The organism is Pseudanabaena sp. SR411, from assembly GCF_002251945.1.
Lineage (GTDB): Bacteria > Cyanobacteriota > Cyanobacteriia > Pseudanabaenales > Pseudanabaenaceae > Pseudanabaena.
The window spans coordinates 60,586-82,784 of record NZ_NDHW01000115.1 but is presented as its reverse complement, the minus strand read 5'-3'; the positions used below and the strand labels follow the sequence as shown (position 1 = coordinate 82,784).

Annotated in this window: 18 protein-coding genes; 13 read left to right on the top strand and 5 right to left on the bottom strand. The window is 40.8% G+C overall.

Annotated elements, in window-relative coordinates; all coding sequences use genetic code 11:
• Positions 1–16: 16 nt before the first annotated feature.
• Positions 17–1,456, top strand: coding sequence for a 15-cis-phytoene desaturase (gene pds / locus B9G53_RS12155; protein ID WP_094532603.1), 1,440 nt, complete (start codon positions 17–19; stop codon positions 1,454–1,456).
• 4 nt (positions 1,457–1,460) lie between these two features.
• Positions 1,461–2,348, top strand: a complete 888-nt coding sequence (locus B9G53_RS12150) for a phytoene synthase (RefSeq protein ID WP_094532601.1) — start codon at positions 1,461–1,463, stop codon at positions 2,346–2,348.
• Positions 2,349–2,521: 173 nt separating this feature from the next.
• Here the strand turns inward: B9G53_RS12150 and B9G53_RS12145 are convergent, their stop codons facing one another.
• From B9G53_RS12145 to B9G53_RS12135, 3 genes are all read right to left on the bottom strand, one after another.
• Positions 2,522–3,268, bottom strand: a complete 747-nt coding sequence (locus B9G53_RS12145; RefSeq protein ID WP_094532598.1) for a fatty acid desaturase — start codon at positions 3,266–3,268, stop codon at positions 2,522–2,524.
• A gap of 88 nt (positions 3,269–3,356) precedes the next feature.
• On the bottom strand, positions 3,357–4,316 hold the full coding sequence (locus tag B9G53_RS12140) for an orange carotenoid-binding protein (protein WP_094532594.1): 960 nt from the start codon (positions 4,314–4,316) through the stop codon (positions 3,357–3,359).
• Positions 4,317–4,887: 571 nt separating this feature from the next.
• Positions 4,888–5,214, bottom strand: a complete 327-nt coding sequence (locus tag B9G53_RS12135) for a hypothetical protein (protein WP_094532591.1) — start codon at positions 5,212–5,214, stop codon at positions 4,888–4,890.
• A gap of 266 nt (positions 5,215–5,480) precedes the next feature.
• Between B9G53_RS12135 and B9G53_RS12130 the strand changes: the two genes are divergently transcribed.
• Positions 5,481–6,113 carry a DUF3318 domain-containing protein gene (locus B9G53_RS12130; protein ID WP_094532588.1) on the top strand — a complete coding sequence of 211 codons (633 nt, stop codon included), beginning with the start codon at positions 5,481–5,483 and terminating at the stop codon, positions 6,111–6,113.
• 21 nt (positions 6,114–6,134) lie between these two features.
• Here B9G53_RS12130 and B9G53_RS12125 read toward each other — a convergent pair whose 3' ends face one another.
• Positions 6,135–9,701: an NB-ARC domain-containing protein gene (locus B9G53_RS12125; protein WP_094532585.1), complete on the bottom strand. Its 3,567-nt coding sequence runs from the start codon at positions 9,699–9,701 to the stop codon at positions 6,135–6,137.
• Positions 9,702–9,935: 234 nt separating this feature from the next.
• Between B9G53_RS12125 and B9G53_RS12120 the strand changes: the two genes are divergently transcribed.
• The 9 genes from B9G53_RS12120 (at position 9,936) to B9G53_RS12080 (ending at position 17,081) form a co-directional block, all read left to right on the top strand.
• On the top strand, positions 9,936–10,868 hold the full coding sequence (locus B9G53_RS12120; protein ID WP_094532582.1) for a D-Ala-D-Ala carboxypeptidase family metallohydrolase: 933 nt from the start codon (positions 9,936–9,938) through the stop codon (positions 10,866–10,868).
• A 62-nt stretch (positions 10,869–10,930) separates the two neighbouring features.
• Positions 10,931–11,752 (top strand): hypothetical protein, encoded by an 822-nt coding sequence (locus B9G53_RS12115; protein ID WP_094532579.1) that lies wholly within the window; start codon positions 10,931–10,933, stop codon positions 11,750–11,752.
• A gap of 177 nt (positions 11,753–11,929) precedes the next feature.
• Positions 11,930–12,457: a hypothetical protein gene (locus B9G53_RS12110; RefSeq protein ID WP_094532576.1), complete on the top strand. Its 528-nt coding sequence runs from the start codon at positions 11,930–11,932 to the stop codon at positions 12,455–12,457.
• A 192-nt stretch (positions 12,458–12,649) separates the two neighbouring features.
• The gene (locus B9G53_RS12105) at positions 12,650–13,672 is read left to right on the top strand and encodes an N-acetylmuramoyl-L-alanine amidase (RefSeq protein ID WP_094532573.1); all 1,023 of its coding nucleotides are present in this window, start codon (positions 12,650–12,652) and stop codon (positions 13,670–13,672) included.
• Positions 13,673–13,777: 105 nt separating this feature from the next.
• A complete protein-coding gene (locus tag B9G53_RS12100; RefSeq protein WP_094532570.1) occupies positions 13,778–14,086 on the top strand; it encodes a hypothetical protein in 309 nt (102 codons plus the stop codon).
• A gap of 141 nt (positions 14,087–14,227) precedes the next feature.
• The gene (locus tag B9G53_RS12095) at positions 14,228–15,178 is read left to right on the top strand and encodes a hypothetical protein (RefSeq protein ID WP_094532567.1); all 951 of its coding nucleotides are present in this window, start codon (positions 14,228–14,230) and stop codon (positions 15,176–15,178) included.
• A 31-nt stretch (positions 15,179–15,209) separates the two neighbouring features.
• The gene (locus tag B9G53_RS12090) at positions 15,210–15,848 is read left to right on the top strand and encodes a hypothetical protein (RefSeq protein WP_094532564.1); all 639 of its coding nucleotides are present in this window, start codon (positions 15,210–15,212) and stop codon (positions 15,846–15,848) included.
• 50 nt (positions 15,849–15,898) lie between these two features.
• A complete protein-coding gene (locus B9G53_RS12085; protein ID WP_094532561.1) occupies positions 15,899–16,654 on the top strand; it encodes an alpha/beta fold hydrolase in 756 nt (251 codons plus the stop codon).
• A 25-nt stretch (positions 16,655–16,679) separates the two neighbouring features.
• Positions 16,680–17,081 carry a hypothetical protein gene (locus B9G53_RS12080; RefSeq protein WP_094532558.1) on the top strand — a complete coding sequence of 134 codons (402 nt, stop codon included), beginning with the start codon at positions 16,680–16,682 and terminating at the stop codon, positions 17,079–17,081.
• Between the two features lie 68 nt (positions 17,082–17,149).
• On the opposite strand, the gene B9G53_RS12075 is transcribed toward B9G53_RS12080, so the two are convergent.
• Positions 17,150–21,604, bottom strand: coding sequence for a hypothetical protein (locus B9G53_RS12075; protein WP_141211768.1), 4,455 nt, complete (start codon positions 21,602–21,604; stop codon positions 17,150–17,152).
• A 150-nt stretch (positions 21,605–21,754) separates the two neighbouring features.
• On the opposite strand from B9G53_RS12075, the gene B9G53_RS12070 reads away from it, so the two are divergent.
• A complete protein-coding gene (locus tag B9G53_RS12070) occupies positions 21,755–22,198 on the top strand; it encodes an Hpt domain-containing protein (RefSeq protein ID WP_094532552.1) in 444 nt (147 codons plus the stop codon).
• Position 22,199: the final 1 nt, after the last annotated feature.

The following is a 22,199-nucleotide window of genomic DNA, read 5'->3' as shown; positions in this document are numbered from 1 at the left end:
TAGGTATTGAAAAAGTATGCGCGTTGCGATCGCTGGAGGAGGGCTAGCAGGGTTATCCTGTGCCAAATATTTGATAGATTTGGGACATCAGCCGATTTTGCTAGAGCGCAGTGACGTTCTAGGTGGTTTAGTCGCCGCATGGAAAGACGAAGATGGCGACTGGCTGGAAACTGGGCTACATGCTTTTTTTGGTGCTTATCCTAATATGTTGCAACTGATGGGAGAGCTAAAAATACTCGATCGCCTGCAATGGAAACAACATACCCTCATTTTCAACCAGCCCGAGAAACCAGGAACCCTCTCCCGCTTTGATGTACCCGATATTCCTGCGCCCTTTAATGTAATCGTTTCAATTCTACGCAACAACGATATGCTCACATGGGAGCAGAAAATTCGCTTTGCGATCGGCTTATTACCAGCGATCGTGCGTGGTCAGAAATATGTCGAAGACATGGACAAATACAGTCTGATTGAGTGGTTACGCAAGCAGGGCATTGATGATGGCGTAAACACAGATATTTTTATCGCTGCGTCCAAGGCTCTAACTTTTATTAATCCCGATGAAGTATCGGCGACAATCATCCTCACCGCCCTAAATAAGTTTTTACAAGAACGCTACGGCTCAAAGATAGCTTTTCTTGATGGTGCGCCTCCAGAGCGTCTATGTCAGCCGATCGCCGATTACATCACTAAAAATGGCGGTGAAGTGCATACCAGCGCACCATTAAAAGAAATTGTATTAAATGATGATGGAACGGTTAAGCATCTGACAATCCGAGGAGTCAATGGAGCTAGCGATCGCGACATAGTTGCTGATGCATACGTGTCAGCTATGTCTGTAGATGCCATGAAATTACTAATGCCTGAGCCTTGGAAACAGGAGCCATTTTTCCAAAAACTAGATGGACTCGAAGGTGTACCTGTAATTAACGTGCAGATCTGGTTTGATTGCAAACTTACCAATGTTGATCAACTATTATTCTCGCGATCGCCCATTCTCAGCGTTTATGCAGATATGAGCGTAACCACCAAAGAGTATTACGATCCAGATCGCTCAATGCTAGAGCTAGTCATTGCCCCTGCGGCTGAGTGGATTGGCAAATCCGATGATGAGATCATTCAAGCAACTATGGCTGAGCTAGCTAAGCTTTTCCCTGAGCAAATTCCTCATGTTGCGAAGATTCGCAAAGCTAAAGTTTTGAAAACACCACGCTCAGTTTATAAAGCGATCCCCGGTCGTCAAGCTTACCGCCCAAGCCAGATTACGCCTATTGCTAATTTCTTTTTGTCAGGTAGCTATACTATGCAAGAGTATTTAGGCAGTATGGAAGGGGCTGTACTTTCTGGTAAGCTTACAGCACAGGAAATCCACAAAGCAAGTCAATCTTCTGGAAATAAAGTCCTTGGTCGAACCTCTAACGAAAACCAGTCAAATCCATCTGTCGTCACTGCCTAAGCCAATGGGAATGCGTCAGCCAGTCAATCTGGATGAAGCCTATGAGATTTGTCGTTGCATCACGGCGAAGTATGCCAAGACTTTTTATCTTGGCACAATGCTGATGTCAGAAGCAAAACGACGAGCAACTTGGGCTATCTATGCTTGGTGTCGTCGTACCGATGAGCTTGTTGATGGTATGCAAGCGGATACCACTGATGCTGAAACGCTTTTTAACTGGGAGAAACAGTTGGAGGCGACATTTCGTGGTGATCCTACCCATGCGCCAGATATAGCTTTAGCCGATACAGTCAAGCATTATCCAATGCCGATCCAGCCTTTCAAAGATATGATCTCTGGAATGCGGATGGATCTCAAATACGATCGTTATCAGACCTTCGATGATCTGCATTTATATTGCTATCGGGTTGCAGGAACTGTGGGCTTGATGTCAGCCGCAATTATGGGCTTTGAGACTAAAGATCCATCGGTAATCAGTACGGCAACTGAAGCAGCGATCGCCTTGGGTATTGCCATGCAGTTAACTAATATTTTGCGTGATATTGGTGAAGATGCTCAGCGAGGACGGATTTATTTGCCCCTTGAGGATCTGCATTATTTTGACTACACCGAAAAAGATTTGTTAAGTGGTACGGTTGACGATCGCTGGATTGAGTTGATGCGTTTCCAAATCCAAAGAGCGAGACAGTTTTATCAACATGCTGAGGATGGTATTTCGGCTTTATGTCGAGATGCCCGATGGCCAGTATGGTCTTCATTGATTTTGTATCGCAATATTTTAAAAGCGATCGAACGAAATCACTACGAAGTTTTTAAGCAGCGTGCTTTTGTGCCTAACTCTAACAAGATGCTTACTGTACCTTGGGCATGGCTGAAAGCTCAAACTTCTTAAACTTCTTATAGTTTTTATTGAAAGTGTCACTTTGCAACACTTTCAATAAATCTTTGATATAGCAGTGCAAGCAATAGCTATGACAAATCAAAACCTAAAAGATAAGTGGTGGCGCTTCGCGCCGCCACTTATCTTTTAGCTAAAAACTAAGAAAGAGAGCTTTGCTCTCTTTCTTAGTTTTTGTGGGTTTGATGTAGTCGATACCAAGGAATTTTAGGATATTGATGATGCTCCCAATGGTAATGCCCAAAGTTATAACAACTAAAAAATGACCATAGATTAGAGCCATAACTACTTTGTAAACGCGGAGAGAAATTGGGGTTTCCGTAAACTTGGTGATGTGGCAGATAAGTCCCAAAGAAGAATAACTGCCAAGAACTTAACACCAGAGGCAGCAGTCCAAAAAATATTAAGTTTAGGAATGGAACATGGAAAACTGTGATGAAGCCACTAGCAATTAGAATCATATTTACTAAAAAAATGATCAGCGATCGCCTTGGGAAATATTCGTAAATGAACTTACAATACCAAAGTACTGGGTTAGCTGTACTGCCATGGAAATCAGGATCGCTACTTTGAGAAGGAGAGCGATGGTGTTTAAAATGATTTTTAAAACAGAGGTCGTAGGACAGAAATCCATAAACGGTAACTGCAAAACGTCCAAGCAGATGATTGAGGCTGCGATTATGGGCAACTAAATTGCCATGAATAGCATCATGGGCGAGGATAAACAACCCTGTATGCAGATAAGTACGTCCTAAAATAGCGCTAATCAACCAAAACCAAGAAGTATTTGATATTGGAATCGTAAGTAGTTCAAATAGACTGACAAACCATAGACCAATAATCAGTACGGCTATTACTAATCCGCTCCAATCATCTGCTACTAATACCTTTTGTTGTGAAATAAACATTTGCATATTACAGCGCTATGCGCTTTTTTTTAACCCAGAGAGATTTTGAAAAAAGCCGCGCGATCGCGCGGCTTTTTTCAAAATGTAACTAAAACTAACGCGCGAAGTTCAGTAACTCTTTAGGAGATGCAAGCAAGTCGATCGCTACAAAGAAAATTTTGTTGTCAGGATCGAGCAGAAAACGCCAAGCAATGTTCATACCAACGCCAGAGCCGAACCAAGGAGTTTGCACTTTGCCAGTAATCTTGATTTGGGTATAACCACCATCTGCTGGTTCAGAAACACCTTTTTCTGGCACAAGCACAAGGTTTTGACATTCTTCTTTAAAAAATCTCAGAACTGCATCTTTCCCAACGATTGGTCTTTGGAAAGGCGGTTGTAAAGCACCATCTGGGAGAAATAGAGCAATTAGAGCATCAAAGTCATTGGCATTCATGTTATTCATGTAAGACAAGATTGTGGGGTTGTTTACACCTTCAATACTTACTTGAGTGCGCTTAGACATTTCTTGTGGAGCAGAAACAGGCTCAGCAACACGAGTATATTCACCCAACTTGTTAGGATCGTATCCCATATCTACAACTGAGTTACGCAGAATTGTGATTTGTTGTCCTGGTTCTAGACTTTTTAGAGTTTCTAACACTGCTGAAGCGTTAGCTGAAAGTTTGTAACCTTCAGGAATTGGTGCAACAATTCCTTGCTCCATCCACTGACCAAGTTGATACCAAAAGCCTAGCTTGATGTTTTGTGACCAAATTGCATAGGTACGACAGATAGGAGTGTCAGCACGATTTGCCAAGTCACACATAACTTGAGTTTGTTGCTGAAAACTCATTTTCTTGATTTCATTCAAGGTCAACTCAGCTAGTTGCATACTTGCAGCACCTGGAGCAGCGATCGTTACAGTCTTACCCATCTCAAGGTAAGTAAACCAAATCCAAGCGAGTTGATCTTCAGGGCTAAGTTGGTTAAATCGAGCTGTCGTAGCAGGTACAACATCGGCTGCTAATGTGCTAGGGAAAATGCTTCTGGCTGAGTTAATTGTGTATGTCATAGGAGGTTTTTTAGGGTTCAACTAGATGATTTACGTTCATACTTATGTATGAAGAAAAAATTAATCCTATATTCAAAAATATAGAAACTCAGAATTAGGAATTAGCATCCAATAAAGGCTTTGGGAGAAATATTACAAGCTCTATAAGCAAGAAATTCTCGTTAAAACTATTTATTAGAAGCAACCAAAATAACAAGAATTGAGAAGTTTATAATGTTTAAACTTCCTTAGTATATATACTCATATTGTGTTGACACTTACAAAACCTCTAAGGATAGATATTAAATTTTACTTTGTTTATCTAATCCATCTAAAAAATCAGCTACTTAACAATAAAAATTAATTTAATAAACATGATGATCATTAGACGAAGCAGGGTGATCACCATGTTTATTAAGATGTAGGAATCAAATATATAGAGTCGCCATGAAGACACAACTTCACATCTTTAATTTTTGATTTATTCTAATAATTATGTCGGTAGATATAGATAAGCCCACGCTAAAAGGTAGATCTTTAATTAAAACTAAATAAAAGGAAGTTTGGCAATTTCTCTTTTATGGTTTATCGCTTACATACATGCAAGTGCTGCAATCTTGGCAATTTTATCGGTGTTTAAGCCTTCTAATTCATTGAGGCTCAGCCATCCATCCTTCACCAATCCTGCAAATACGAAAACTAGCATGGGCAAGTGATAGTCATATCGACCATCGACTTCATGGCGCTTCACACTCAAAAAGTCGTGCAAACGCCACATGTCATCAATTTCAGCTAAATTGCTTGCTTTGTAACGGACTGAATCAATCAGAGAACTAATTTCTCGCTTATAGGCAATATCAAAAGCTTTCCTAGCTACCTCTTCTTCTGTTGTTGTCCACTCAGAATTAATTAATTGCATTATGAAAATTTAAAGTGATAATATTTATTTATGTTAAGAATAATAACTATATATCAATTAAACACAATTATCCACTATATTTCTTTACTTTTCTTAAACTATCAATGATCTAGCTTAGCAAGCTCACACTGAACTTATAAAGCCTATAATCTGAAGATAACTTTTTAGTTGTAATAATCTAATCAAAAGTGCAAGTAGTTAAAACTTATACTAAAATCTAGATTTAGCAATAAGTCCCTCAAAATTCTGAACTTTGACGAAGATTCATGCCATCTCCAACTTCTTCCTCCCTCCGAAATACCTTTGCTCGAACTGAAATCCGTCGTTTGCAAGACTTGCTGCCCCCAGAGTTACAGGCTTGGGTAAAAGTACTTAACGCCGATGGTGTCCGTCCGCCACTGATTGCTTGTGAAGAAGCTGGTGGCGATGAGGTAGTAATTTTAGTCGATATGGTGCGATGGGAACGTATGGCCGAGGATCAGCGCAACCTCCTGTATTGGCATGAAGTCGCTCGTATACAAAACGATGCAGTGCCAAAGGATGGCTGGGAAGTTGCGGCGCTAGCGATCGGTTTAGGTGGGGCAGTTGGTGAACTTTGGGTACAAAATGGGTTGCTATTTGTGCTTGCGCTAGGTATCTGTGGTGTGGCTGGATTTCAGCTATGGCGCAAGGGGACTAGTAAGAAAGATATTCGTAATTTGATTGAGGCTGACCAAGGCGCTATTCGTCTGGCGGTGCGGAATGGCTATCCTTTGCCTGCCGCGTATAAAAGTTTGGGTAGTGCGCTGAAGATCATGCTCAGTGATGCGTCTAAGGGGCGATCACGTACATTAATCGAAAAGCGTCTCGATGCTCTCCGCAATGAAGCAAATAAAGCAAGACGCAATTACGAAAACTAAGGGGTAAAATCTGCTATATATTCACGCAGTTGCACCCAAAGCTTTTAACGTTCCGATTTCCGCTTCAGTTAAGTTTGCTGCGCCATCAATGATCATGCCTTCATAGGGACGGATTGATTGCAGAGTTTGCCAACATTTCGTCGTGGCAATATCCCAGCATTTAATGGTTTCATCCCAACTTGCACTAATGAGCGTTTGAGTATCTTGACTTAAACTCAGTGATGAGACCCAGTTGAGATGTCCCTCTAACGTCTCAATGCAACATCCAGTCACTACATCCCAAATTTTGATTGTGCGATCGCTACTACTGCTAATTAAGCGATCGCCATTTTGGGCAAATATAAGACAGACAACTTGATCGGTATGCCCAGTAAATGTTTGTAGATGATCTCCTGTTTTGATGTCCCATAGTTTTATAAAAGTATCGTCACCACCAGTTGCCATATGTTGACTATTGGGACTAATAGCTATTGCCCAGACACGGTTAGTAGAGTCGGCTTCCCAAGTATGTAGACATTTGCCTGTTGCTAGATCCCAATGTTTAACCAGTTTGTCATAACCACTACTAAAGAGGGTTTTGCTATCAAGGCTGAAGGCAACTGCTAAGACAGAACTAGGATGACCTTGTAATGTTTGTAAGCATTCACCAGATTCTATATCCCAAACTTTGACTGTGTGGTCATAACTGCCACTGGTGAGAAACTGACCATTGGGACTAAAGGCAATTCCCCAAATCCAACTTTTATGCCCAAGTAGAGTTTTGAGAACTTTTCCTGTATGGGGATTCCATAGCTTAATCGTGCGGTCAGCCCCAGCACTAGCGAGAATTTGGTCATTGGGACTGAAGGCAATGGAGAGAACGCGATCGCTATGTCCTCGGAGAACTTGAGAAGGCTGAAGATCGGAACTTAAGTCTTGTAGAGAATTGAGATTGATATTCCAGAGTTTAACGGTTTGGTCTTCATGGGCACTAGCGAGTAAGTTGTGCTGGCTATGGGCGATCGCATAAACTGCATTGCTATGCCCTTGAAGGGTTTTGGTACATTTTCCTGTTTTCAACTCCCAAAATTTAACTGCATGATCATCACCACCACTCACGACTAAGTTTCCTTGTGGATGAAAAGCTACTGACCAAACTCGATTGGTATGCTTTTTCAATGTATCCAAACATTGTCCAGTTTCGGTATCCCAAATCTTCACGCTTTGATCGTAGCTTCCCGTTACGAGGCGATCTCCGTTGGGACTAAATGCTAGCGAAGTTACGACCGAATTGTGTCCTAGCAAAGTTTTTACGCATGTACCAGTTTCCAAATCCCATATTTTGACGGTTTGATCAAAGCTACCACTAGCTAATATTTCTCCATTAGGACTAATTGCGATCGCTTTTATCCAATGTTGATGTCCCGTCAAAGTTTTTACACAGGAACCAGTTTCTAGATTCCATAACTTGATTGAGCTATCTTCTCCAGCCGTGGCTAAGATCTGACCTGCGGGATGGAAGTCAACCGACCAGACACAGGCGTGATGTCCTTCCAGAGTTTGTATAGATTCGCCTGAGACCGCATCCCAAATCTTAACTGTGCGATCAGTGCTACTACTAGCGATGATTTGACCATCAGGACTAAAGGCGATCGCCGTAACAATGTTGCTATGTCCATGTAAGGTCTGGAGACATTCTCCATTATTCGTATTCCAGAGCTTGATTGTATGATCTTGACCACAACTAACTAAAACTGGATGTTTCGGGCTAAAAGCAATATCCCAAATCCAAGTATTATGTCCTTTGCAGCTAAAGAGTTGTTTGCCACTATTGATATCCCAAATCTGAATTTCACCATTAGTAGTGTCACTGGTGGCAAGGGAAAGTCCATCAGGACTGAATGCAACGCTAGTGATACCGCCAGAAGTTACGGCAAAAATACAGTCAAGAAAGGTAGTTTTAGTAAAGTTAACTCGATGCAATTTAAGCGATCGCAAGTCACAGTTACGGAGTGTCAGCTTTGAAAAATTATATCCAGTTAAATTAGTTCCTAAATGTGCTAGTAAATGGATCAGATTCGCACCACTATAATTATCTGGAATCATAGTTACGGCATTTTGGAGGCTTGCAATCACTCTACCAAGTTTATGCTCAACCTGATGTGTATCGCTAAGAGTTGATTGGAGTTGCTGAAGAATAGGCTGCACAATGAGTTGAATTTGACTATCTCGAATGTAATCCTTAGCTTGGGCTTGGACTAACGCATGGGTCAGTAAATATTGGGGTGATTCTGTGATTATTTCTTGATGGATAAGTTCAATTAGCTTTTCCGTTACATATTCCATCACCACAGGTTGCTGTGTAAACCCGTGGCGATCGCTTTCAATTAAATTCTGTCTTAGTAAGGATTCTAAAACTTCCATCAACTTCGCTTTAGACATAGATGGAACAAAAACACTATGCAATTCAGTTAGGGAGATACTTTCGCGATGGATAGCTAACCAGTACATTACTCGATTTTGCAAGTCTGCTAGTCTTTGGAATTGTTGGAATAACAGATTGCTAATGCCATTAAACAGAGTTATGCCACTGGCTAGAAAAAGATTGATATTACCTTTGTGTAAGTCGCGAATGGCAGTAGCTGCAATCTTTAGTGCTAATGGATTACCACTGTAACAATCAACTAATTGACGAGCTTCTGCATCAGAGACTGACAAACCTTTGAGCGTTAGTATTGTCTGTCCTGCAATAAATTCTAATCCAGACAGAGCAAGAGTTCGTACTGGTAAGCCATCACCTTCAAGAGCCGCAACTTCCGCAGGTTTTTCGCGACTGGTAATCAGTACACAGCTTTGATGGCTAGTTTCTCCCATTCGCCACAGAAGCTCACCGTAGGATTCGTAACCATCAAGATAAGTCCCTATTTTCTTACCATGATGCAACAACGTATCAAAGTTATCCAAAACCAGCAAACATCGCGATTTGCGGAAGTATTCGATTAAACAAGTAATCTGTTCATGATGATCGGCAGGTAAAGTCGTAACTTGTTGATGCGACAGAATTTTGATGCAGTCTGTCATCTTGTCATGAAAAGATGGTGCGTGTCGTAGTGATCGCCAAATTACATAATCAAATTCTCCCTGCAATTGTTCGGCAATCTTCACGGAGAGCGCAGTTTTGCCCATGCCGCCCATACCAAGAAGTGTGACCAATCGACAGCGATCATGCAAAATCCATTGGCTAAGAGTTTCTAATTCACTTGTACGTCCATAGAAAAGAGAAACGTCGATCGCTTCACCCCAGTTGCTACGATTCTCAAATGTTTGCTCTTTTAATGATTGCTGTATATTTTCCTGTTTCTGAGCGAATCTCTCTAATACCCCGTGCAAGTTGTTTTTGGTAACTTTTTCATTTAAAGCTTGAGATAGCGATCGCCATAAACCTGAGCCAACATCCTTGATATAGCCAAGATCATATCTTGTATCCACAGCCATCTCTGTGTATTTCTGAGCTTTCCAAGACTCCTGAAATACAAACTGCTGAACTTGAGTTAATCGCTTACAATCCAGCAATCGCACAACTAATGCGATCGCTTCATCTTCTGTCATTTTTCGCCTTAAACCCCTACTGCTATTTATACTATGACTAGAAAATATGCATTTGTCAAAAAAATTTACATAAATACGCCAAAAACATCAGACCTTTATCCGACCTTTTCTGACCTTTAGACCTTGCAGTATCAGTTAAATTTCAAATATGCAGTCAAACAGCATTAAGTACTAGTAGTGTTGACTGCACATTAGTTTAGATTGGGTTGTTTGTAACTGAAAGGAAGTACCCAAATGTCTGCGTCTACATGGATCAAGTTAAACGCTAAAGCCCTTTATCTAATGCAGGGTGGCACAAATGAATTTATTGAAAAAGTGGATCTTGTGCCTAAATTAGAGCTTCTCGCGGGTGCTACTGTTGCGACCCCTATAGCTGGTAAGTTTAGTCTCAATATTCCTGCGCGATGGTTTAAAAGGTCAGATGCACCTGGACAAATGGCTATCAATCTTACAGATACATCCGAACCATCAGCATTTAAGCCACCAACTACTCTCTCTGCTACAACATCCTCTACTTTCAAAACGATTGAAGCCCCTTCTGGAGAAGAATTTGATTTCATTGATAGTAGAAGTGCTGGCACATCAGATCCAAGACTAGCCGATTTTCAACCTAATGAAGTTCTTAACGATGGAACTTTGTTGCCCCGTTACTACTTCAAGGTTAATGAATTCAAAGATTTTAGTAAGAAACTAACAACCAACTTCACTTTACTGGAGTTTATCTCTGACACAGAAATCGCTAGAGGTATCACATTTCCTTATTACATCCCAGTTGCAATTATTCGTCTAGCAGATTCGATGCAAAAGCTTCGCGATAGATTTAACGAACCAATTCGAGTGAGTAGTGGTTATCGTTCTCCTTTCTATCCCGATTATCAGAATAATCCTTCTTTCAAAAGCGCTCACCGCTTTGGAACAGCGATCGATTTTGTTTCGGTTGGCGATAGAATCATTGATAGCCAAGCAGATTTGAACTTTGTGGACGATAAAGTTTTTGATGGAAGTTTCTCTGGTGCAAGTAATCGCCCCTCTGGGGTAAGTAGCCTCGGCTTTGAGTTTTCTGAATCAGCCGCCGAAATGGGCTTTGATATCCATCACTCTCACCTTGATATGGGCTATATCACTCAAGATAAAGAACTAGCTCATGTAAATGCTTTTCTTGTGTGAGTCTTGTCTAGGCTCTAAACTTTGTCGATTTGTTTGCCTAATGTATATCTGGAGAAAAATCAATGACTTGGCTTAAATTAACAGAAACCGAACTATTTTTGATGGAAGGTGGAACAAATCAATTTCTTGATAAAGTTGCAGTTGATCCCAACTCAAGTGGATCTCCTAATGAGTTTCAGCTTGACTTGACTGAAGTTAAAAAATGGATGACTCGTGGTAATCCCCCTATTCCTGGCGTTATGGCGATTGAATGGCAAACTGGAGTGCCAGCAACTACACAGTTCGTTCCCCCAACTCCTACTCTTGGGGTAGCTGCTTCTAAATTTACTGAAGATATCGTCAAGCAGATTTTCTTTGATGCACCTCGCGGCAATATTAGGAAGTATTTGCCAAAAGTACTTCACTATCTTGAAACAGTTGGCTTGGGCGATCGCGAAGCAATACTCATGGCTCTAGCAACCATCAGAGCAGAAACCGCAGGATTTGAGCCAATTAGTGAGTTTATCTCTCGATTTAATACTGTAGATGGTGAGAATCCATTCGCTCTATATGATTTTCGAGGTGATTTAGGTAATGGGGCTTTTGGTGATGGGGCAAGGTTTAAGGGTAGAGGATTTGTTCAGTTAACTGGAAAGTTCAACTACACTAAGTTTAGCAAAATCATTTATAACGATGATCGACTTGTACAAGTTCCTGATCTTGCTAATGATCCTGACGTTGCCGCTAAACTATTGGCTCAATTTCTCAAGGTTAATGAAAATTGTTGGAGATCCGCTCTCAGAGATAACGATTTTGTAGCAGCCAGAAAATGTGTTAATGGCGGTACTCACGGACTCAGTAACTTTCAAACCGCTTTCTTAAAAGGTAAAGAACTTGTTCCTTGATTAGATATTTATTAGTCAGAGAACGTTGACACTTCGCATTAATTTACTCTGACTTAATTTCTCTAATATTGTCATTTAAGGCAATCAATACAAAACACCTCCCTAATTAAGCAGTCCAAATGTAAAAACTACTTATTTGGACTGTATCTTGATTTCATTTTTCAAAGAGAAAAAACAATGTCTGTTCAACAAGACCTTAGAACAACGCTCAGGGACTCTGTAGAAAATTCTCATTCATCCAGTGTTGCGGCAGTAGACACTCAAGTAATCGGATTAGACGATCTCACAGCCTTGCTCCTTGTCACGATACGCGAAGCTAAATATCTGAATAGTTCGGCTGAGAGAATCCGCACTATTGTTGTCAAAACTACTGATGGAGGAAAAACTTGGCGAGAAACATTAAACGCAGATCGTGGTTCTGTAAATCCTGATGAGCTATTCTTTGTTGATGAAAATCATTTTTGGATGATTACTCAGTGGCAAATCGCTGGAACATATCCAACTTTGTATTGGACTTCGGATTTTGGAACCACTTGGCAAGAATCTGATGCCATCAATAAATTCTTGTTCGAGATCTCAACGAAGGCATTGCTATTGCAAGAGGCTTTTCAGATCCAGAGGACGGTATTTACTTTTTGCAAACTACCGATGGTGGCAAGACTTGGGCAGAAATTCCAGAGATTCCACGTTGGTATTTCGCAGTAAAACGACGAAATTGGCAATATAGCCAATCTTGGAAAATCAACCAAGAAACCTCTGACTCTATCAATGTGGTCAAAGTAGTGTCTGATTTCCCCAAGATCTTAAAGCACGAATAGACTACTTTAAGATTTTTTTCTATACGGTATTCAAAAACAAATTCATCAAATAACTTATCTACAAGGAGTATATAAAGGCATGGCTATTGATAAGATCTACTTACACTGGTCTGCAACATCCTACAACTTTACCAAGGCGGGTTCTTACCATACGGTTGTTCAAGGAGATGGCCGAATAGTCAAACTGACAAGCTACGATCAACAGAGTGCCCATACTTTTAGACGAAATTCTAATGCTGTGGGTATCGCTTGCGCTTGTATGGGAGGAGATCCTTGGAATGATTTCCCTCCAACAAAAATTCAGGTAGAAAATATGTGTCGTGAGGCAGCAGATCTAGCTAATAGATTAGGCTGGGAACCAGATGATATCAGAGACTTGAGTACTACAGGTAACAGTGTCAATCGTATTCTCACCCATGCAGAAGCGGGAGCAAATCGAGATTTTCCTAAGAGTGTAGTTGACAGAGGCATTGGTGTGACTGATGATGAAGCAATTCGATTAGGGCTGCCACATGCTAATTATGGGCCAAGCAGATGGCTAGATGGTTGGTCAGGTGGAACAGTTGACCGTTGGGACTTTTTTAAAGTCAAAAGTACTGATCTTGATGGTTCTGGTGGTAATACATTACGCCAGATGATTCGAGATTTTATGAAGGCAACTCCCAGTAGTAAACCTCCCACAGAAATCGGACGTGACTGTGCAATATTTTTAAATGGTGTCCAAATTGCCACTGGTTCATTACTATCTGATGATCGCTGCTATGTCAAACTCAGAGATTTGTTCTCTCCATTTGATATTAAGTTTGGAGAATTTCAAGGAGGAGAAAATCCCTTTGTTAATTTGCTGTCTGATAAATTCAGACCTAAGTTTTTAGCCGATACACCTCTGATTTCAGGATTTCCCACAGTTGATATCTTTTTAAATCGTCCTATTGACTCAGATGGAATTCCTGTTGGCGATGCCCGAACTCCTATACAACCATTTATGGGAGGTATCTTAATTAGTAACTTAACTCATGTGTTAATTGCCGACTTTTGCAGTGAACTCGGAATTTCTCTGAAATTCGATGCATCTGTTCCCGCAATACATTTAACACCCTAGTGTTTTTAAGTTAGATTGTCCTAAACATTTATTTAGGACAATCTAATAGTGAGAATGTACCCAGATAATTTGCTTCTTTTACTGAATTCTAAATATGGAGTGAGTATGTCAACTGTGCGTTTCAATAGTATTTCTCAAGCAGTTGAAGGTTTTAAAAAGACTCATAGCATTTTTGCTCTTGGCTCTATTTTTCAGTGTTTGAGAATTGGTATGTTCCGATGGGAGGTTGAGAATATTTTAGGAGAACCAAATGAAAAACCACAGCCAATTGCCAACAATTCTAACTTCTATATAGTTACAGATTTGAACACTGAGTCAAATATTTATTTAGTCATGTCATTTGATGGGAAAGATAACGCAAGAATGGAAACAGATCGACTTTTGTCATTTGTGTTGTTTCCGATCAATGAGTAGTTAAGCTATTGTGTAGGAGGCGGCAGAGAAATTTCTAGGCATAAATAGAAGCTTAAAAGGTGATGCTCACCAATTGGATTAGAATTCAAACACAAGCTATTCTTTTCTTTCAAAATTCTAAATAATCAAAGGAGAATCAAAATGTCTACAGATTACATTGTATTTATTCATGGTGTTAATGTTCGCAACAAAGAAGATTATGAGAAACAAGTCAACCAGATGTTTCAAAAAATCAAGGATAAGATTAACAATCCATCGCGAACCTTAAAACCCGTAACTTTATTCTGGGGCAATGTAGCGGATAGTTCAACCCGCTCTCTACGACATGAATTAGAATCATCTGCCCAATGGGATAAATTCTGGTTTAAAAAACTAAGAACTGATCAGTTTCTGCCATTTGTAGGCGATGCAGCTTTATACCTCAGTCGATTTGTTAGTTCCGAAATTGTCCGACAAATCGCCGATCAAGCTATTTGCCAAATTGGACTATCGCTTGAACAACTCACAGACTTACCTGATAAAGGGGATCGGCTTCATCTTGTTACCCATAGCTGGGGAACCGTTGTTCTATTTGACATACTATTTGCCTCTCGTTGGGATAACAATACTGTTGATGACCAGTCTCGCCAATTAGTTGAGAATATACGCCGTGGATTTTTTGGTGTTGGCGCTGGCGAGGAAAAAAGTTATGGGATTCCGTTGGCTAGTATTCATACCATGGGTTCTCCAATCGCTCTGTTCAATTTAATAAATATTGGTCGCCAGAGTTCATTTGACTTTACACCAAAACTTAAGGAGTTTTTGGAAGCACTTCACAGTACAACAAATAAGCCTCTTCCTTGGAAAAATTATGCTCATCCTGGCGATCCTATTGCATATCCATTGGAAAGTATTATCCCAACCCTCTTATCAAATCTAGATGAAAATCTGGTGGATATTGAAGACATCATGAGTCCTACCAGCTGGCTTGGTAATTTGGCAGGGCAATCTATTCTACCTGTCATTAATGGAGGTACAGCCCACGGAAGTTACTGGACAGAGCGTAAAGTTGCTAAGAAGATTGGCGAAGTTATTAGATCAACTCAGAAATAAATTATCGAACAAATTTGTTAAGGAGTTTCACATGACTAATAGTGCTATTAAGCGATCGCTGTTAAAAAGTCTTAATGCCTATGTCAAGCATTTTGAGACACCTAACACTCGTGAAGACCTTCTTGCGATCACCAGCTCGATTTTGACATTTCAGCAAAAACAAAGAAGCCTTACGATAACCTTCAATCGTTCTGAAGCTTTAATCCAACAGGTAGTTAATCTATTTGAAGTAGAATCTGCTGTCAATTGCTTTGTGGACTCAGAAACAGAGAAACTCGTAAAAGAAGTACATCAATGGAGGAGATCATTAGAGGGGCAGATTCTAATTAGCCTCAACGCATACGTCCAGAATTTTCACTGCAATCAGAAAATGAATTTACCAGAGATAATTTTATCTATTATCCCCTTGGTTGAGGATATCCAACTGCATAAGTCAGAATCCGAATCTCTAATTCAGAGAGTAATATCAAAATTTGATTTTCAAATTAATATTGACTCAGATTCTCAGATACTCTTGGTCAACCAGACAACTTCTAGACCTAATGTAATACAGTTCTCTCCACGAACTTTTAAAAGTGCTGACGAGAAGGACAAACAAATAGACAATGAAATTGAAGTTTTGAGGAAATTACTACAAGAGAAGCGTAAATTGAATCAGCCACAAAGCTAAAATACACTCTAAAAATGTCTACGTATAAAAAATGAGCAACTAATAAACATATGTCTAAAGTTACTGTTGGCGATATTGATATCAACTACCAAATCCAAGGTAGTGGTTCGCCGTTACTGATGATTATGGGACTGAGCTTTAGTCTTCTTGACTGGGGTAAGAAATTCACCAATCTACTTGCCAAACATTATCAACTTATCCTGTTTGACAACCGCGATGCAGGGCTAACTAGCCAATCTACTAGCTCCTACGATATCGTGAATATGGCAGATGATGCCGCAGGACTTTTAGAAGCTTTGAACATTAACAAAGCTCATGTATTTGGTGTCAGCATGGGTGGTGCGATCGCTCAGCAATTTGCTTTAAAATATCCTGAAAAACTGGATAAGCTCATCCTCGGATGTACATTTGCAGGTGGTGAATGTAGCCAATTTGGCGATATCAGTGGATTGATAACGGGGAATCTTTTACCATTACTATTTACACCCTCCTTTATTCAAAATAATCATCAAGAGCTAGAAGATCTTCTAAAAGAAACATCTCCATTTCACAGCAAGGATGAAGCTTTACAACGTCAGCTTCAAGCCCTTACAACTCACAACACCTGCGATACACTATCCAATATTAAAGCCAACACACTCGTACTTACAGGAGATAAAGACGTAGCAATCCCTCCCGTGAATACTAATGTAATGGTTCGTGGAATTCCAAATGCAAAATTTGAAGTTATTGCAGATGCCGCTCATGGTTTTTTCTATAGCCATGCAGATAAAACTGTTCAACTAGTTCATTCTTTTTTACAGTAATTGACAAACATTAGAGAAAAAGATTATGCAAGACCAACGCGAAGATATCCAAAAGACTTTTGGAGAATATCTCTTAGCATTTAATACACTGAAGCCAACAGAAGTTAAATCCTTTCTACATCTGCCTTCAATACTGATGACTTCAGGACAAGTAATCGTCATGCACAAGACAGATGAGGTGCTTGGCGTATTTAATGTTCTGATGGAAAGTTTAAAACTCAAAAACTTTGCAGAAAGTAAACTCATCGGCTCACTTCAAATTACTCAACTCAGTGATAATCAAGGGCTAGTTATTGGTGCTGCCAAGCGCTTTGACAAGAAAGATCAAGAGATTGAACACTTTGGGTTTACCTATACCATGCGTAAAGTTGAAGATAAATGGAAAATTATTGCAGGTGTACTACATGATCCCGAAACACTTACCTAAATAATTGTCTTGAGTAAAATTAGCAATCGCTTTTCTATTGATAGAGAAGCGATTGCTACTAACTGCATTTACTCCCAAGCTTCCAACTCGATCGCTACATTTCTAAACAATGCCAGAATGCGATCGCGTCTGACTTCAAAATTAGCAGCAACTAGAATAAATCCAATCCCTGCAATAATGCCAAGCGCCCACATCAAGAAAGAATATTGAGTAACTAAAAGAAAAGCTTGGGTGATCACTAACAAAATAAATGTGAACGTTCCCATAAAGAGATAGGCTCTGACGCGAAAAGCTAGTCCTGCCATGATAAAGGCAGCACTCAAGCCCCAAGTTGAGAGCGCAATCGTGGTATTAGAAAAGGAATAAAGAAACGCAACTAGTCCCATACCACCGCTTAAGAGAACTCGAAAAGCATGTCGAAGCGCTTTAGTATTAGGCGATCGCAGGTTGGGTTCGACTTGGGCAAAATATAGACCAGAGAAGCCAATCGCCGCCACATGGATCATCGTATTGATATTGAAACTGGGCGATTCAATTAAAGAGACATAATGGAAAACTGCCCAATTCCATAGAACCACCGTGATGTAAGTAGCACGGATTTGGTCTTGAACTTTGGCATAGATGGCGTAGAAAACACCAACGATGATCAGGCAAGGTGTGGCGATCGCCTGTTGGGTCATAAATATAAAGATCAACGGCAATAGAAAAGCGGAGTTATGCCAAGGACGTTCTGCCCAGCCCCATTCTTCCCAAGGTGGCAGATAGAGCATTGTTGCCCCGATACAGGCGATCGCCGCTGTATAGGGCTGGATGACATTAGCAATCAACCAAGGATTAGGGAAAGCAAAGTAAATAAAATAAGCGATCGCGCCGATCGCGGTAGTTAACCCTGTATAAATCCAGAGATCTGATCCCCCTAAATCCCCCTTATAAAGGGGGACTTGATCTATTCCCCGCCTTATAAAGGAACCTGAATCTGTTCCCCCCTTTACAAGGGGGGCTAGGGGGGATCTCTTACCCTCAGCGATCGCATAGACCGTTAGCGCAGTTCCAATCCCTCCACCAAGTAAACCACTCGTAACCGATGGATTCAAGAAGCTTCCCCATAACAAAAAGATAGCGCTAGCAGTCCAATGTAAATGAGCCGAAATACCAATCTCTCGGATAGAAAGTCTTAAATAGGGAGCGATCCAGTTGACAAAGAGCTTGTAGGCATAGGCGATCGCACAGCCTAAGGTCGCGAGAATCACCAAGCCATCGCCAAGGCTACCACCTTGAGAACGAGATACCATTTGATAGAAAAGTAACTCATAGGCGGAAAAAGTCGCTACTACCATTGACAAATAGGTAAGTGCTTTGAACATAGGATTGGATTGGGAAGCTCTGCGCCCGATACCAATACCGATGAGGGATGTACTTAGTGAAAATAAACCTGTAAGACTGCTAAAGTTGCCGATTCTCAGTAGCGAACCCATCACACCGTAAATCAAGGGAATGACATCCCAACTGCGAGGATATTCATTTTTACCTGAGCGTTGCATCCACCAATCACCGCCTAGTTGGGTGATAAAGCCCAAGGCAATATTGGCGATCGCTAGTTCAAGTGCTGAGCCATTCGTAACTGCGATCGCCCCTGAAGTTAACAGTTCCACACTCCATGCAACTCCCCATTCTGCCCAAAAAGGAACTTTCGCGGCGGATTGCCAGATCCGATAAATTAGCCCTAACGTGACTAAGACTGTGCTGGGTAACAGATTGATAAATAGTTGGTCATTACCATTGAAGCCAAAAACAAGAACAGCTAAATACGTTTGTAAAATCAGAACTGCCGCCGAGATTAAAGCAGACCAAATATCAAAGGCTTGGGAATAGGATTGATTTAAGGATAAATTGAGATTAGGAACTTGGCGATCGCGGCGATATTTGAGCCAATGATTGAGAACATATAGCAAAATGGCACTGAAAACCATGCCATTAGTCCAGAAGATAAACTGGGCTGCTGAGCCATCATTAGATTTGAATTGCAACAGTAAAAAGGCGATAAATAATAGACCATAACCGACGGTATTAAAAGCGGTGAGGAGCGATTTGCTGCGGCGTGTATTCACTAGCATCAGGGCAAAGGCAACACCTAAACCTATCAACCGTGAGCCGTCACCTTGCCATGTTAAGAACTGGGCGATCGCGAGTCCTGCAATGCTTAATCTGATCGCCAAATCGCGATCGGCAAATTCGCGCCAAGTACCTAAAAAGGTTAAAGACAAAGGTACGCTTAACCAAGCCACACCCCAAGAACTGGTTAAAAACAGTAGTTCTCTGTTATCACCTTGTCCTGAAAATGGAGCATTCCAGAGCAAGATATAGCTAAGGGCGGCTAAACTAGCGCCAATGTGCCATGCGCTATCGCGCCATGCTTGTAGATGGAGATTGCTCCCAGACTCAGTAGGTAAGATGCCCTCACCCCCACCCCCTCTCCCAGAGGGAGAGGGGAGCAAAGTGTTTTCTGGAGATTCACTCGCAGAGTGAATCTGGACTTGATTTCTTTCTCCCTTCTCCCCTTGGGAGATAGGGTGAGAGCTAAATTTCCCAATTACTAAAACTGCGCTCCATTCAATCACCATTGTAATGAGCAGAAAGCCAACCCATGCAAATATCTCAGTGGAACGAGTGAAGAAGAAAGTCCCTGAGATAATTGCACTGAGACTAACGATATGGGCGAAATAAACTAGACTATGCAGATCTTTACTAACAGGCGATCGCCTTGCTTGGACGATTAAAAGTGTGACTGCTGAAAGTGATAGATTGACAAATATCGGTAATGGATAACCAAAACTCAGAATAGTTAGTAAAAACCCAAATCCGAGAGCAAGTAATTCCGCAGTATTGGCTAGATCAAACTTTTGGCGATCGCGATAAATTGCAGCGACAACCAAAGTCATAATCAGATAGGGGAATAGACAAACTCCTAGCAAATTAACTTCAGATTGAGTTTGGAAAAATGTTGATAATTGCTGAGTGGAAACTGCTTTCCAATCATTAGGAATTAGCCTTTGACCTAACCAAAGAATTTGCAATCCCCACAAAAATAAATAGGTTAAATCAGTTGTCTGCTCTAATTTGATCAGGCGATCGCTGAGTATCCATGCAATTAATAAACTAATCGTCAAGGTTTGCCAAGGATATTGATCCCAAACTGACACCAACCAACCTAAACCTAGCAAAACTTTGCCTAAGTTCGCCTGAAATGAAAGGTTTGACGAATTTGCGGGAGCTAAATTTGAGGATTCGGAAGGCGATCTCAACTTTTCTGCTTTGTTCGTAATTTGCACTAGAACCCAGCCACAAACCCCAAAAGCTAAACCTAATTTAAAAACAGAAACATTTCCAAATAAAAGCGCCCGACTAATCAACAAGACTGTACTATAAGCACCCGTAATCAGGGCAAGGGGAAATGTCGAACTATCCGCAGTATTTAAGCTTTGACGACGATTTAAAAAAGTTGAAATTGCAATCCCACTAATGCCCAAATAGACGGCTATTAATGGATAGTATGGGGATAAAAACCAACCCAGATGTAGCCAACCCAGTAATAAAATCACCAAAACTGAGATTTGGCTAAGTTGTCTTTTAGTGCGTTTTTTCTTTTGGTTAGTGGATGCTTCCTCCGATAGAGCCTGAGTTTCGCGAAATGTAAAAGATGTTTGTAATAGAAAAACGGCAATCGCTGAAAGTAAACAACCTGCGATCGCACTAATTCCCATTCCCGCAGGATTTTTGAGTAATCCTAAGCCATCCATCGCCCAGAAATTAGCGGGAACTAAGAGTAATGTCACCAATTGCAAAGCGCGAGTGGTCATCCGCAAACGTTCATTCTTGCTCGTCCAGAAACTCACGCCAAAAAATCCCAACGTATAAGCCAACAACAACAAATATTGGATTTGTGGCGAAAAATTATCCCATTGACTAGCCGCTAGCAGTCCCGAAGAAACCACTACCAAAAACACGCCCAAAAATAGCAACCACATGGTGCTGAATTCTGATAACAGCGATCGCACCGTTTGCGCGACTTTACTAGGTTCTTGAGGTGCTTTTGGTTTTATCGGTATCTGCTCAATAGGCGATTGCGGCAATCGCGAGCCCGAAATATTGGCAGGTGGGCGCTTTGGTTCCGCAATTGGTAAACTTCTGCTGGCGATCGCTGTTTCTGTTGCCTTTGCCTTAATGTCACAAACAAAACGAGTTTCGCAAATTAGTTTTACTGATTTCTCTTTGATTAATCCTAACTCTAGCCAAAGATCTAGCCCTTGGAGAATCAAATCGTTTTGAATCGCCACAACCGTTAGACGATTTGCCGAACTGCGACTATTGCGCCATTTAAAATCCACCTCAGATATCAGATCCCACTCAAACCAAGCATCCAATCCATCAAGGACAACGCTATAGGGAACTGCTATCTCGAGATCAAGGCGCAAATACTGCTGTGGTGAGGCAGTCATGGGCGATCGCTCCAAGTTAAAAATCAAGAATCGTTTTCATTATATATTCAGTTGAAAATTACTACCGCGTTTTGTGCTGTAAACGCCAAGTAAGTAGCTGTTAAGATTGGCGAAATCACCATCCTAAAGAGAAACTTACGAGGCTTTTTCCAACCAACTTAATAGGGTAAAAACATTATGGACTTACAACAACAGCAGAAAATCTTAGATTGGTTTGTCGCTGATACCAAAGAATACATAGACATAATTCAAGAGGCTTTTGTTAAATTATCAAGTTGCACAGAAAGCACAGAAGACAGAAAAAGTCTGGACAACATATTTAGGGCTACTTTCGCGATCAAAGGAGGTGCAGCAATGCTAGGTTTTAGTAGCATTCAAAAAGCTGTCTATACTTTAGAAAAATACGCCAAAATCTTTAGGGACTGTCCAATAAAAGTTGATTCCTACTTAGAAAAACGCTTGATACAAGTAACTCAATCTCTTAAAGAGATATTAACAAGTCTAGAAGTCCCCCTAGATGTCAACGAGGATAAATCTACACCATTGGATGCCCAAGTTGAGCCAGTTTTGCAGGAAATAGATCAATATTTAGATATTTTAAATTCTTTAGGAGTTCAATAAA

What these genes read in the sequence shown, in the direction of transcription:
- B9G53_RS12100 (WP_094532570.1), top strand. Translation starts at nt 13,778, where the DNA reads ATGTCAACTGTGCGTTTCAATAGTATTTCTCAAGCAGTTGAAGGTTTT.
- B9G53_RS12130 (WP_094532588.1), top strand. Translation starts at nt 5,481, where the DNA reads ATGCCATCTCCAACTTCTTCCTCCCTCCGAAATACCTTTGCTCGAACT.
- B9G53_RS12110 (WP_094532576.1), top strand. Translation starts at nt 11,930, where the DNA reads ATGTCTGTTCAACAAGACCTTAGAACAACGCTCAGGGACTCTGTAGAA.
- pds (WP_094532603.1), top strand. Translation starts at nt 17, where the DNA reads ATGCGCGTTGCGATCGCTGGAGGAGGGCTAGCAGGGTTATCCTGTGCC.
- B9G53_RS12125 (WP_094532585.1), bottom strand. Translation starts at nt 9,701, where the DNA reads ATGACAGAAGATGAAGCGATCGCATTAGTTGTGCGATTGCTGGATTGT.
- B9G53_RS12105 (WP_094532573.1), top strand. Translation starts at nt 12,650, where the DNA reads ATGGCTATTGATAAGATCTACTTACACTGGTCTGCAACATCCTACAAC.
- B9G53_RS12150 (WP_094532601.1), top strand. Translation starts at nt 1,461, where the DNA reads ATGGGAATGCGTCAGCCAGTCAATCTGGATGAAGCCTATGAGATTTGT.
- B9G53_RS12120 (WP_094532582.1), top strand. Translation starts at nt 9,936, where the DNA reads ATGTCTGCGTCTACATGGATCAAGTTAAACGCTAAAGCCCTTTATCTA.
- B9G53_RS12080 (WP_094532558.1), top strand. Translation starts at nt 16,680, where the DNA reads ATGCAAGACCAACGCGAAGATATCCAAAAGACTTTTGGAGAATATCTC.
- B9G53_RS12085 (WP_094532561.1), top strand. Translation starts at nt 15,899, where the DNA reads ATGTCTAAAGTTACTGTTGGCGATATTGATATCAACTACCAAATCCAA.
- B9G53_RS12140 (WP_094532594.1), bottom strand. Translation starts at nt 4,316, where the DNA reads ATGACATACACAATTAACTCAGCCAGAAGCATTTTCCCTAGCACATTA.
- B9G53_RS12090 (WP_094532564.1), top strand. Translation starts at nt 15,210, where the DNA reads ATGACTAATAGTGCTATTAAGCGATCGCTGTTAAAAAGTCTTAATGCC.
- B9G53_RS12095 (WP_094532567.1), top strand. Translation starts at nt 14,228, where the DNA reads ATGTCTACAGATTACATTGTATTTATTCATGGTGTTAATGTTCGCAAC.
- B9G53_RS12115 (WP_094532579.1), top strand. Translation starts at nt 10,931, where the DNA reads ATGACTTGGCTTAAATTAACAGAAACCGAACTATTTTTGATGGAAGGT.
- B9G53_RS12070 (WP_094532552.1), top strand. Translation starts at nt 21,755, where the DNA reads ATGGACTTACAACAACAGCAGAAAATCTTAGATTGGTTTGTCGCTGAT.
- B9G53_RS12145 (WP_094532598.1), bottom strand. Translation starts at nt 3,268, where the DNA reads ATGCAAATGTTTATTTCACAACAAAAGGTATTAGTAGCAGATGATTGG.
- B9G53_RS12135 (WP_094532591.1), bottom strand. Translation starts at nt 5,214, where the DNA reads ATGCAATTAATTAATTCTGAGTGGACAACAACAGAAGAAGAGGTAGCT.